We start from the raw sequence: 12943 nt of genomic DNA on the forward strand, positions 1-12943 counted from the left end.
GTGGGCCGGGGGCGCGCCCTCAGGAAGCGCGCTCCCGCCGGGGGCGCGGCGCGCGGCCGGGGGCCGCGGCCCGGCGGGGGGCGGGGCGGGCGGTGCCGAGCCAGCGGCCCCTGAGGGCGAACAGGACGGCCACGGCCACGGCGACCAGCAGCAGGGAGACCGCGGTGGCCCCGGCCGGGTCCCGCTGCAGCAGCAGGTAGACGTGCAGGGGGAGGGTCTGCGTGGTGCCGGGCAGGTTGCCCGCGAAGGTGATCGTGGCGCCGAACTCGCCCAGCGCCCGCGCCCAGCACAGCGCCGCCCCCGCGGCGAGCGAGGGCATCGTCATCGGCAGGGTCACGCTCCACAGCGTGCGCAGCGGCCCGGCCCCCATGGTGGCCGCCGCCTCCTCGAAGACCGGGTCGAGTCCCGCCAGGGCGCCCTCCAGGCTGATCACCAGGAAGGGCATCGCGACGAACACCGCCGCCACCACGGCGCCCGCGGTGCTGAACGGCAGCGTGACGCCGAGGGATTCCAGGACCCCGCCGAGCAGGCCGCGCCGCCCCAGGCCCTGCAGCAGCGCGATGCCGGCCACCGTGGGCGGCAGCACCATCGGGAGCAGCACCAGCGAGCGCAGCACGGCCTTGCCGGGGAAGTCGACGCGGGCGAGCAGCCAGGCCAGCGGCACGCCGAACGCCAGCGACACCAGCAGGGCCAGGAAGGACACCCGGAGCGAGAGCCCCAGCGCCTGGCGGACCCCGGGGTCGGCGAGCCGTCCGGCGAGGTCCCCCCAGGGCGCGTCGGCGAGCACGCCCAGGAGCGGCACGAGCAGGAAGGCCGCGCCCGCCAGGGCGGGCAGCAGCAGGGTCAGCGGCGGTCGGCGGCGCACGGCGGGGCAGGGCTCAGGGGGCCTGGAAGCCGGCGTCCCGCAGCAGGCCCTGGGCCTCGTCCGAGAGCAGCCACGCGACGAACTCGGCGGCGGCGTCGTGGTGTTCGGAGCCGGTCAGGGCCGCGGCCGGGTAGGCGGCGGTGATGTTCTGGTCCTCGGGTATCGGCACGGCGCGCACGGAGTCCTCGCCCGCGGCGATGGCGTCGGTGGTGTAGACCAGCCCGGCGTCGGCCTCGCCGAGCTGCACCTTGCTGAGCACGGAGCGCACGTCGGTCTCCTCGGAGTCCGGGCTCACCTCCAGGTGCTGCCGGTCGAGGATCTCGCGCCCGTAGTGGCCCGCGGGGACGTCCTCCGCGGCCAGGACGAGCCGCAGGCCGGGGTCGGCCAGGTCGGCGAGGCTCGCCACCTGCCCGGGGTTGTCCGGCGGGGTGACGATGGTCAGGGCGTTGCGGGCGAAGGTCTCCGGCGCGTCCGTCTGGCCGGCCAGGCTCTCCATGGTCTCGGTGCTGGCGGTGGCGAGCACGTCGGCGGGCGCCCCCTGCCGGATCTGGGCGACCAGGTCCTGCGAGCCGCCGTAGGAGAAGCGCAGCGTGGTGCCCGGGTGTTCCTCCTCGTAGACCTCGCCGGCCGCGTCGAAGACGTCGGTGAGCGAGGCGGCGGCGAGCACGGTGAGGGTGACGTCCTCGCCGCCCCCGGACGCGCCGTTTTCGTCTGCGTCGGAGTCACCGCCGCAGGCGCTCAGCGCCAGGACGGCCGCGGCGGCCGCCGCGAGCAGGAGCCGGGAGCGCCGGGCGGGGGCCGCTCTCCCGGCGGGGGAGGCCGTGGCGGGGGTCGCCGAGGGGGTCATCGCGATCACGTCCTGTCGATGTGCACGCTGGTGGCCTTCACCCGGGCCACGGCCTCCATGCCGACGGCCAGGCCGAGTTCCTCCACGGCCTCCCTGGTGACCAGGGACACCAGGCGGTGCGGGCCCGCCTGGATCTCCACCTGGGCGGCGACGTCGCCGAGCCGGACGGCGGTGATGATGCCGGGGAAGGCGTTGCGGGCCGAGGTGTACGGCTCCTCCTCCTGCCCGCTCGCCCCCTCCGCGGTGAGCGCGACGGCGAACGCGGCCAGGTCCTCGCCGTCGATCTGCCGCTTCCCGCTCGCGTCGCGGCGGGTCGGCAGGCGGCCGGAGTCGGCCCAGCGCCGCACCGTGTCCGGGCTGACGCCGAGCAGCCGGGCGGCCCGGCCGATGCCGTAAGAACTCATGTGCGGCACGCTAGGCGAGAACGACTCGCATCCGCAAGGGAGTTCCGGATGAACACCTCGCATCTGCGAGGGGCAGGGGGCGCCGGGGGCCCCGGGTTCTTGCCCGGGGCCGCGGGGGCCTCAGATGTCGCCCCTTCTGGTGAGGTGGGTGAAGGCCAGCCAGCCGGGCAGCACCGGCAGCCACAGGGTCATCAGCCGGTACAGCAGGACGGCGCCGAGGGCGGCGTGGTCGGGGACCCCGAACGCGGCGAGGCCGGCGCTGAGCGTCAGCTCCACCGCGCCGATGCCGCCCGGGGTCGGCGCGGCCGAGCCGAGGGCGTTGCCCGCGAGGAAGACCACGGCGATGGTCGGGTAGCTCAGCTCCCAGCCGAAGGCGCGCAGCGAGGCGTCCAGGCACATGACGAACGCCAGGGTCATCAGCAGGACCCCGCCGATCCCCGACAGGAGCTGCCTCGGCTGCTGCACCACGTCCAGCATCCGCGGCACCACCCCGGCGAACAGCGTCCTTATCCGCTCGCCGACGGTCTTGCGCAGCCGCGGCACCGCGGTGACGATCAGCACCGCGACCGCCGCCGTCAGCAGGCCGCCGATGACCGTGCGGGAGGGGGAGAGGCTCGGGGTGTGCTCGGTGCCGGTGAGGTAGCCGAAGGAGAGCAGCAGCAGGATGGAGCTGCCGAAGTTCAGCAGCTGGCAGGCGCCGACGCTGGCGACGGCGTGCCCGGGGCGCAGGCCCTGGCGCTGGAGGTAGCGGGTGTTGAGGGCGACGCCGCCGATGGCGGAGGGGGCGACGATCTTGACGAAGGAGCCGGCGACCTGGGCCAGCACGGTCCGCCGGAAGGCGACCTTCTCCGGCACGAAGCCGAGCAGGCTCATCGCCGCCGCGACATAGGTGAGCGCGGAGAACCCGGCCGCGACGATCACCCAGCCCCAGTTCGCGCCCTCCCAGACCCGTTTGAACTCCGGGTTGATCAGCTGGATCGTCAGGAAGTAGCCGGCGAAGACCGCGGCGATGATGCTGATGAGGTTGCGCGGGCTGATCCGCTCGATCCTGGCCGGCTCTATCGGGGCCTGCGGCCTGATCAGCAGCACCTGCCGGCGGATCAGGGACAGCAGGTCGGGCTCCTTGGCCCGCTCGAGCGCCTCCTCCATCACCTGCTTCTCGGCCTGCCGCGCGGCCTTGACGGTCTTGCGGTCGGCGTTCTCCGGCAGGCTGCCGCGCGCCTCCCGGTAGGCGCGAGTGGCGTCCAGCACCGCCTGCCGCTCCCGCTGCGCGCGCTCGCGCGCCAGCTGGCGCAGGGTGGCCCTGGTCGCTCGGCTGAGCGCGATCGGCTGGAGCAGCGGCAGGCTGTCGGCGACCGCGTCCGGGCCCAGGACCGCCACCGCGGCGGCCACCGCGCGCTCGGCGCCGACCCGCAGGCCGAAGGTGACCACCAGCTGGGCGACGTCCATCCGCAGCGGCAGGTCGCCGGCGGCGATCTCCCCGCCGCGCAGGTCCGTCAGGTACACCTTCCCGAGCCGGTCCACGAGCAGCGAGTGGCCGTCGAGCCTGCGGTGCGCGATGCGCCGGGTCTGCAGGGCCCGCACCTGCCGCCAGGCGGTGCGCATCAGCTCGTCGCTGATCCGCTCGTCGGGCAGCGCGTCCAGGCTCCGCCCGCCGACGTGCTCGTAGGCCAGCATCACCGCGTCCGGGCCCAGCTCCGCGGTGGCCACGAGCCGGGGGACGTTGGCCCCTGCGGCGCTCGCCGCGTAGGCCAGCAGCGCCTCCTGCTCCAGGGCCTGCCGCAGCGAGGGCAGGCTGCGGCGCTGGGTGATGCCCCGCAGCGCCAGCTGCCGCCAGACCCGGTAGAAGAAGCCCTGGGCCTGCTGGGCGCGGTCCACGACGGTGACGTCGAGCGGCGGCCCGGCGTCCATCGTCACCAGGTAGCGGCGGGTGGGCTCGGTGTGGTCGTGCCGCTCGCGCCGCTCGGCCTCGGCCGGGTCCTCGGCGCGGCGGGCGCCCAGGGGGTGGAAGCCGGCGCGGCGCAGCCCGGCGAGGAGCTGGTTGCCGGTGGGCCTGACGTTGGGGGTGCCGACCGTGTACAGCGTGGCGTAGGCGATGGTCCAGCCGATGAGGGCGGTGACGACGATCGCGAAGGGCGTCGTGTAGCCGGCGAACAGGGCCGCGAAGCCGTCCACGAGCAGGACCGCCCACATGGCGAGCCGCCAGCGCGGCCGGTGGGTCATGCCGACGGCGGTGGCGTAGGCGATGACGGGCGCCAGGTAGCCGTGCACCGGGTCGGTCAGCTGCCCGCCGGGCGCCTGCCTGGTCAGGGCGTTCTGCACGGAGTCGGGGGAGAGGCGGGCGACCCACAGGCTGAAGGAGAGGGAGACGCCGTGCGCGAGCACGGCGGCCAGCACGCCGTCCGCGATCCGCAGTCCGTCCCGCTTGACCAGGCGCTCGATGGCGAACGCCACGGGCACCACGAGCACGGCCGCGCTGGAGACGAAGCCGGCGAAGCTGATCAGCAGCGAGGGGGCCTGCTCGGCGCCCTTGTCTACGTCTCGCTCGATGCCCTCGGTGGTGCCGATCGCCCAGGTGGCCAGGGCCAGCACCAGCGCGATGCCGAGCAGCCCGAGCAGCACCCGCAGCAGGTCGGCCGGGCGGTGTACCCGGGCGGCGAGGATCGGCTCGTCCACCTGGAGGTGACCCGGCGGCTCCCCGGGGCCGCGCTGCGGGCGTCCGCCGCGGGCGGAGCGCGGCAGCCGGGCCCGGGCGGGGGAGCGTGCGGCCCGGCCGCCTGCCGCGGCCAGACCCGCGTCGGCGCCGGGGGAGATCAGCGGCTCCTCCCGCGTCGCGGGCGCGTCGTCCGGAGCCTCCCGACTGCCGGGGGCGGCGGAGGCGGCGGGGCCGGCGGGCCGGGGCGGCTCTTCGTCCTGCTCCCGCCCCCGGGGCGGGCGTGACTCCCCGCTCTCCCGGCCGGTGGCCGCCGGGCGGTCAGGCGGCGCGCCCGGCTCGCCGGCGGCCGGTGGCTCCCGGTCCTCGCCGCGCGCGCCGGGGCGTGCGCCGGCCTGCGGCCGGGTCGGTCCCCCGGCCGCGTCTCGCGTCCGGCCGCCGGTCCGCTCGTCCGGTCGCTGTGCCCGCTCTTCCTCGCCCCGTATCACTGGCCGCTTCCCTGGGTTTCCTGGGACCTTTCCCCTCGTGCCGGAGCTGCCGGCCGGCCCTCCCCCGCAAGGCTCGCCGCAACCGCCCCACCGGGCGGCACGGGCGGGACCGCGCGCGCCGCGGCCCGAACGAATGTGCGCAGGGCGGGGCCGGTCCGACGGGCCCGGCTGGGACGATAGTGGCACGTGCGAAGCCCCCGCGGGGCAGGTCCGTGACATACGGCACCATGGCGTTCATGCCCGACGAGCCCGAGCGGACCGGCCAGGCCGGCCACCCGCTGCCCGAACTCCCGGATTACGCCGACCGCGTCCTCACCCTCACCGAGAGCATCCCTCCCGGGTGCGTGCTCACCTACGGTGACGTCGCCCGGCGGATCGGCGAGGGCGGGCCGCGGCAGGTGGGGCGGGTGATGGCGGTGTACGGCGGCGCGGTGCCCTGGTGGCGCGTGATCCGCGCCGACGGGGTCCTGCTGCCCGGGCACGAGAGGCAGGCGCTGGAGCACTACCGGGCGGAGGGAACTCCGTTGCGCGAGCCGGGAGGTGCGGATCGCGCCGCGCGCCCCCGCGTGGACCTGCGCCGGGCGCGCTGGGACGGCGGCTGGGAGGCCACCCCGCCCGGCGAGGCCGAGGCCCGCGACGCCCTGGACCCGGCCCTCCGCGAGGCGCCGGGCCGGGCGGGCTGAGCCCCCGAAGCGGGAGCGCGGGCCCCTCACCCGAGCCCACCGGGTACGCGCGAGAAGCGCTGCGCCCCACGTGCCGACTGGCGTACCGTCTTCTCATCCGTCCCAGAGAATCCGCGATGCACGTGAAGCTCTCCGTCTCGTCCGCCGTCCCGCCCGCGGTCACGTCCACTGACCGGCCGCCCTCCGCCCCGGGAGCGTATCGACTGGTGCGCGCCCCGGTGAGCGACGCGCGCACCCTTGCCATGGACGCGAGCCAGCGCGCCGTGGTTGACCATGCGGGCGGACCGCTTCTCGTGCTCGCGGGCCCCGGCACCGGAAAGACCACGACGCTCGTGGAGGCGGTGGCCGCGCGGGTGGAGCGCGGCACGGACCCCGAGCGCGTCCTCGTCCTCACCTTCAGCCGCAAGGCCGCCGCCGAGCTCAGGGACCGGATGGCCGCGCGGCTCGGCGGGCGCTCCCCGCAGGCCGCCACCTTCCACTCCTTCGCCTACGCCTTCGTGCGGGCGCACCGGGGACCCGAGGCGTACGCCGAGCCGCCGCGCCTGCTGACCGGCCCGGAACAGGACCTCTACCTGCGGGAGCTGCTGGCCGGCCACCGCGACCTCGAGTCCTCGGGCGGCGGGCCGCGCTGGCCGGACGAGCTGCGCGCCGCCCTCACCACCCGCGGCTTCGCCGACGAGCTGCGCGCCGTCCTCGCCAGGTCGCGGGAACTCGGCCTCGAACCGGGCACCCTGGCCGCGTTCGCCCGCCGCACCGGCCGCCCCGACTGGGCGGCGGCGGCCCGCTTCCTCGCCGAGTACCTCGACGTCACCCGCGCGCAAGGGGTCCTCGACTACACGGAACTGGTGCGCGAGGCGGTCCGCCTGGCCGAGCGGCCGGAGATCGCCGCCACCGCCAGGGCCAGGTACGACGCCGTGTTCGTGGACGAGTACCAGGACACCGACCCGGCGCAGGCCGCGCTGCTGCGGGCGCTGGCCGGGGACGGCCGCGACCTGGTGGTCTTCGGCGACCCCGACCAGTCGATCTACGCCTTCCGCGGCGCCGACGTGAACGGCATCCTCGGCTTCCCGCGCGCCTTCCGCACCAGGGAGGGCCGCGAGGCCCCGGTGGCCGCGCTGCGGGTCGGCCGCCGCAGCGGCGCGGCCCTGCTGGCCGCCACCCGGCTGCTCGCCGCCCGGCTGCCGCTCTCCCGGCTGCCGGCCGACGCCGTCCGCGGGCACCGGGAGCTGACCGCGGAGCGCCCGGGCGGCAGCGTGGAGGTCCGCACCTTCCCCACGCCGGGGGCCGAACTGGAGAACATCGCCGACCTGCTGCGCCGGGCCCACCTGGAGGAGGGCGTGCCGTGGGGCGAGATGGCCGTGCTGGTGCGCGCCGGCGCGCGGTCCATCCCCGGCGTGCGCCGGGCGCTCACCTCCGCCGGGGTGCCGCTCGACGTGGACGGCGACGACCTGCCGCTGCGCCAGGAGCCCGCCGTGGCGCCGCTGCTCACCGCCTTGCGCGTGGTCGCCGCCCCGGACACGGCCGAGGCGCTCGACCCCGCCACCGCCCAGGACCTGCTGACCTCGCCGCTCGGCGGGCTGGACGCCGCCGACCTGCGCCGCCTCGGCCGGGCCCTGCGCAACGAGGAGCGGGCCGCCGGCGTGGCCGTGCCGCCCCCCTCGGACCGGCTGATCGCCAGGGCGCTGGCCGAACCCGAGCGGCTGGTCGCCCACGACCCGGCGTACGCCGGGGGCGCCCAGCGCCTCGGCCTGCTGCTCCGCAAGGCCCACGAACTGCTCGAGGGCGGCGGCAGCGCCGAGGAGGCACTGTGGCTGCTGTGGGACGGCACCGCCTGGCCGCAGCGCCTGGAGCGGGCCGCCAGGCGCGGCGGCGCGGCCGGCCGCAACGCCGACCGCGATCTCGACGCCGTGTGCGCCCTCTTCGACACCGCCGCGCGCGCCGAGGAGCGCATCGGCGGGCGCGGGGCGCAGAACTTCCTGGCCGAGCTGGAGGCGCACGACATCGTCGCCGACACCCTCGCCGCCCGCCCCGTGCGCCCCGAGGCGGTGCGCCTGATGACCGCGCACAGGGCCAAGGGCCTGGAGTGGTCCCTCGTGGTGGTCGCCGGGGTGCAGGAGGGGCTGTGGCCCGACCTGCGCCGGCGCGGCTCCCTGCTGGAGGCCGACCGGATCGGGCGGGACGGGCTCGCCGAGCCCCTGCCGGCCTCCGCGCTGCTCGCCGAGGAACGGCGGCTGTTCTACGTCGCCGCCACCAGGGCCAGGGACCGGCTCGTGGTCACCGCGGTGCACGGCGCCGAGGACGGCGACCAGCCCTCGCGTTTCCTGCGCGAACTCGGCGTGGAGCCGCGGGAGGTGCACGGCCGCCCGCACCGCCCGCTGTCCCTCGCCGCGCTGGTCGCCGAGCTGCGCGCCACCACCGTCGACCCCGGCGCCTCCCCCGCGCTGCGCCGCGCGGCCGCCGACCGGCTGGCCGAACTCGCCGCGCTGCGCGACGAGGAGGGCCACCCGCTGGCCCCGGCCGCCCACCCCGAGCGCTGGTGGGGACTGCGCGAGCCGACGCGTTCGCCCGCCCCGGTGCGCGACCCCGCTGGGCCGGTGGCGCTCACCGGCAGCGCGCTCGGGCAGCTGGTGGACACCTGCGCCCTGCAGTGGTTCCTCGGCCGCGAGGTGCACGCCGACGCGCCGGCCACCGCGGCCCAGGGCTTCGGCAACGTGCTGCACGTGCTCGCCGACGAGGTCGCCTCGGGCACCACCCCCGCCGACCTCTCGGTGCTGATGGAACGCCTCGACACCGTCTGGGACGCCCTCGCCTTCGAGGCCCCCTGGCAGTCCCGCCGCGAACAGGCCGAGGCCAGGGCCGCGCTGGAGCGCTTCCTGCGCTGGCACGTGCTGCAACGCCAAAACGGCCGTGAACCCACCGCCAGCGAGGAGGAGTTCGACGTCACGCTGCCCGCCGGGCGGCACGAGGTCCGCATCCGCGGCGTCCTGGACCGCGTCGAGCGGGACGCCGAGGGCCGGGCGTACGTCGTCGACTTCAAGACCGGCAGGACCAAGCCGAGCCGCGCCGAGGTGGAGCGGCACCCCCAACTCGCCGTCTACCAGCTCGCCCTCAGGCACGGCGACGCGGCGGCGGGGCGGCCCGCCGAGCCGGGCGGCGCCGAACTCGTGCACCTGCGCCTCGGCGCGGCCAAGCGCGAGGGCGGGGACGCCCTGCCCGCGGTGCAGCGGCAGCAGCCGCTCGCCGCGGGCGAGGCGGACGGCGAGGGGAGATGGGTGGGCGAGCTGCTGGCCGAGGCCGCGGGCCGGGTGCTCGACGAGCGGTTCGGCCCCGCCCCGGGACAGCACTGCGGGCACTGCCACTTCAAGGGGGCGTGCAGCGCGCGCCCCGAGGGCAGACAGGTCGTGGACTGACCACACGCGCGCCCCGGGAACGCCGGACTGTCGGACCCGGCGGCTAGTCTCACCGGGTGCCCGCGCGACTCACCGACCCCGAACAGCTCAGGGAACTGCTCGGCGTTCCGTTCACCGAGGAGCAGCTGGCGTGCATCACCGCGCCCTGCGCCCCCCAGGCGATCGTGGCGGGCGCCGGCTCGGGAAAGACGACGGTGATGGCCGCCCGCGTGGTCTGGCTCACGGGCACGGGACAGGTCGCGCCGGAGCGGGTGCTGGGGCTCACCTTCACCAACAAGGCCGCGGGGGAGCTTGCCGAGCGGGTGCGCAAGGCGCTGACGGCCGCCCGGATCATCCCGCCCCCGGGCGAGGCGGGCCAGGCCCAGGGCGGCCCGGCCGGCGAGGCGGGCGAGGTGGGCGAGGCCGGCGAACCGACGGTGTCCACCTACCACGCCTTCGCCGGGCGGCTGCTGCGCGACCACGGGCTGCGCCTCGGCATCGAGCCCGCCGCCAGGCTGCTGGCCGACGCGGGCCGCTTCCAGCTGGCCGCCGAGGTGCTGCGCGCGGCGCCGGCCGAATTCGAGCCGCAGGGCGGCACGTTCACCAGCCTGGTCGCCGATCTCATCGCCCTGGACGCCGAGATGTCGGAGCACCTGGTGACGCCGGAGCGGCTGCGGGAGTTCGACGCCGCGCTGCTCGGCGAGCTGGAGCGGGCCGAGCTGACCAACGCCGACCTGCGCCTGGTGCCCCAGGCCGCCCGGGGCCGCGGCCAGTTGCTCACCCTCGTCGAGGCGTACCGGGCCCGCAAGCGCGCCGGGGACCTGCTCGACTTCGGGGACCAGATCGCCCTGGCCGCCACCCTCGCCAGGGACGTGCCCGAGGTGGGGGCCGCGCTGCGCGGGGAGTTCGGCGTCGTGCTCCTGGACGAGTACCAGGACACCTCCGTCGCCCAGCGGGTCATGCTGGCCGGGCTGTTCGGGGGCGGCACCGGCCACCCGGTCACCGCGGTCGGCGACCCCTGCCAGGCGATCTACGGCTGGCGCGGCGCCTCCGTCGCCAACCTCGACGACTTCCCCGCCCACTTCCCGCACCGGGACGGCACCGAGGCGCGCCGCGACACCCTCGGCGAGAACCGCCGCAGCGGCGGGCGCCTCCTCGCCCTGGCCAACGACCTGGCCGCGCCGCTGCGCGAACGGCACCCCTCCGTCGTCCCGCTGCGGCCGGCGCCGGGCGCGGACGGCGTGGGCCTGGTGCGCTGCGCGCTGCTGCGCACCCACGCCGAGGAGCTCGACTGGCTGGCGGATTCCGTGGCGCATCTCGTGCGCACCGGCACCCCGCCGGGCGAGATCGCGGTGCTGTGCCGCACCGCCGCCGACTTCGCCGACATCCAGCGGGCGCTGGTCGCCCGGCAGGTGCCGGTGGAGGTGGTGGGCCTGGCCGGGCTGCTGCACCTGCCCGAGGTCGCCGACCTCGTCGCGGTCTGCGAGGTGCTCGCCGACCCCACGGCCAACGCCCCCCTGGTCCGCCTGCTGACCGGGCCGCGCTGGCGGATCGGCCCGCGCGACCTGGCCCTGCTCGGCCGCCTGGCCAGGCGCCTGGTGCGGCGCGGCGACCAGCCGGAGGGCGCCGGCGAGGCCGAGGCGCTGGCCGCCGCCGTGGCGGGCACCGACCCGGCGGAGGTCACCTCGCTCGCGGACGCCCTCGACACCTTCGTGGCGGGCGGCGAGCGCGGGCGCGAAGGACCGCCCGAGCACGAGGGGCTGCCCTTCGACCCGGCGGCCCGGGTGCGTTTCGCCCACCTCGCCGCGGAGATTCGCGAGCTGCGCCGTTCGCTGGGCGACCCGCTGATGGATGTGCTGCACCGGGTGCTGGCCGTCACCGGGCTCGAGGTCGAGCTGTCCGCCTCGCCGCAGGCGCTGGCCGCCAGGCGCCGCGAGACGCTGGGCGCCTTCCTCGACCTGGCCGCGGGCTTCGCCTCGGGCCGCACCGGCGCCGCCGTGGACGGCTCCGCGACGCTGCCCGCCTTCCTCGCCTTCCTGCGCGCCGCCGTGCAGTACGACAAGGGCCTCGACGGCTCCCTGCCCGGCGGCGAGGACACGGTGAAGGTGCTCACCGCGCACAAGGCCAAGGGCCTGGAGTGGGACGTGGTGGCCGTGCCCGGGCTGTGCCGCGAGGTCTTCCCTGCCACGTCCTCGCGGGACTCCTGGCTCCGGCAGGCCAGGGCGCTGCCGCACCCGCTGCGCGGCGACGCCGCCACCCTGCCCGAGGTCGCCGAGTGGACCGCGCGCGCACACAAGGAGTACCAGGCCGAACTCGGCGCCCACCTGGCCCTGGAGGAGCTGCGGCTCGGGTACGTCACGTTCACCAGGCCGCGCACCCTGCTGCTCGGCTCCGGCCACTGGTGGGGGCCGAGCCAGAAGCGGCCGCGGGGCCCCTCCGGCTTCCTCGACGCGCTGCGCGCGCACTGCACGGCGAGCCCGGCGAACGGCGAGGTCGAGGCGTGGGCCGACCCGCCCGCCGAGGGCGAGGAGAACCCGGCGCTGACCGCCGCGGAGCAGGACCTGGCCTGGCCGCTGCCGCTGGATGCGGCCGCCCTGGCCCGCCGCCGGGCCGCGGCCGAGGCGGTGATCGACCGGCTGCGCGGCATCCCGCGCCCCCGGGGCGGCCGGGCGGCCGGGGCGGCGGGGGAGCCGGGCGCGGACGAGTACGGCGCCGAGGCCGGCGAGGAGGCGGTCGGCGAGGAGGGAGTCGGCGAGGAGGGAGCCGGCGAAGGGGGAGTCGGCGAGGAGGGAGCCGGCGGCGGGGAGGCCGCCGAGGGGGAGGCCGCGCTGACGCCGGAGGAGCGGCGCACCGTCGCCTCCTGGGACCGGGACCTGGCCGCCCTGGCGGCGGAGCTGCGGCAGGCCAGGGCCGCGGTGCGCGAGGTGCCGCTGCCCGCCTCGCTCTCCGCCTCCCAGGTGCAGCGCCTGGCCGCCGACCCCGAGGGCTTCGCCCGCGAGCTGGCCAGGCCGATGCCGCGGCCGCCGCAGCCCGCGGCCCGCCGCGGCACCCGATTCCACGCCTGGGTCGAGTCGCGTTTCGAGGAACTCGCGCTGCCCATGCTCGGTCCCGACGAGCCGCCGGGCGGCGAGTTCGCGGAATCCCTGGGCACATACGGGGAGTACGAGGACGCCGCCATCCGTGACGAACGCGACCTCGAAGCGCTGAAGGAGGCGTTCGCGAACACCCCCTACGCCACCCGGCGGCCCTACCGCGTCGAGGCGCCCTTCCAGCTGCACCTGGCCGGGCGGGTCATCCGGGGGCGGATCGACGCCGTCTACCGGACCCCGAACGGCGGCTTCGAGATCATCGACTGGAAGACGAACCGCCGCCAGGACGCGGACCCGCTGCAGCTGGCGATCTACCGGCTCGCCTGGGCCGAGCGCCACGAACTGCCGCTCTCCTCGGTCAGCGCGGCCTTCCTGTACGTCCGTAGCGGGGAGCTGGTGCGGCCGAGCGTGCTGCCGGGGCGGCGCGGTCTTGAGCGCCTGCTGCTGGGCGAGGACTCCTGGGAGCCCAACGACCCCGGCCAGGCGTGAGGAGCCCGGCCGGGGGCAAGGGGCCCGGCCGGGCGT

7 protein-coding genes are annotated in these 12943 nt (G+C 77.0%); 3 read left to right on the forward strand and 4 right to left on the reverse strand.

The features are described 5' to 3' along the window. Window positions 1–19: 19 nt before the first annotated feature. From D7294_RS02695 to D7294_RS02710, 4 genes are all read right to left on the reverse strand, one after another. Window positions 20–865, reverse strand: coding sequence for an ABC transporter permease (locus tag D7294_RS02695; RefSeq protein WP_120674936.1), 846 nt, complete (start codon window positions 863–865; stop codon window positions 20–22). Window positions 866–878: 13 nt separating this feature from the next. After that, entirely contained in the window at window positions 879–1712 is an 834-nt protein-coding gene (modA, locus tag D7294_RS02700; RefSeq protein ID WP_120674937.1) for a molybdate ABC transporter substrate-binding protein, read from the reverse strand. A 5-nt stretch (window positions 1713–1717) separates the two neighbouring features. Continuing rightward, window positions 1718–2116: a TOBE domain-containing protein gene (locus D7294_RS02705; RefSeq protein ID WP_120675324.1), complete on the reverse strand. Its 399-nt coding sequence runs from the start codon at window positions 2114–2116 to the stop codon at window positions 1718–1720. A gap of 120 nt (window positions 2117–2236) precedes the next feature. Beyond that, window positions 2237–4792 carry a lysylphosphatidylglycerol synthase domain-containing protein gene (locus tag D7294_RS02710; RefSeq protein WP_422070640.1) on the reverse strand — a complete coding sequence of 852 codons (2556 nt, stop codon included), beginning with the start codon at window positions 4790–4792 and terminating at the stop codon, window positions 2237–2239. 701 nt (window positions 4793–5493) lie between these two features. Between D7294_RS02710 and D7294_RS02715 the strand changes: the two genes are divergently transcribed. The 3 genes from D7294_RS02715 to D7294_RS02725 all read left to right on the forward strand — a co-directional run bounded on the left by D7294_RS02715 (window position 5494) and on the right by D7294_RS02725 (window position 12907). Continuing rightward, the gene (locus tag D7294_RS02715; protein WP_422070641.1) at window positions 5494–5940 is read left to right on the forward strand and encodes an MGMT family protein; all 447 of its coding nucleotides are present in this window, start codon (window positions 5494–5496) and stop codon (window positions 5938–5940) included. A 116-nt stretch (window positions 5941–6056) separates the two neighbouring features. Then, a complete protein-coding gene (locus D7294_RS02720; protein ID WP_174248246.1) occupies window positions 6057–9350 on the forward strand; it encodes an ATP-dependent helicase in 3294 nt (1097 codons plus the stop codon). Window positions 9351–9406: 56 nt separating this feature from the next. Next, on the forward strand, window positions 9407–12907 hold the full coding sequence (locus D7294_RS02725) for an ATP-dependent helicase (RefSeq protein ID WP_120674943.1): 3501 nt from the start codon (window positions 9407–9409) through the stop codon (window positions 12905–12907). The last annotated feature ends 36 nt before the right edge of the window (window positions 12908–12943 follow it).

Origin of the sequence: Streptomyces hoynatensis (genome assembly GCF_003626535.1) — a bacterium.
In the GTDB taxonomy this organism is placed as follows: Bacteria; Actinomycetota; Actinomycetes; order Streptomycetales; family Streptomycetaceae; genus Streptomyces; species Streptomyces hoynatensis.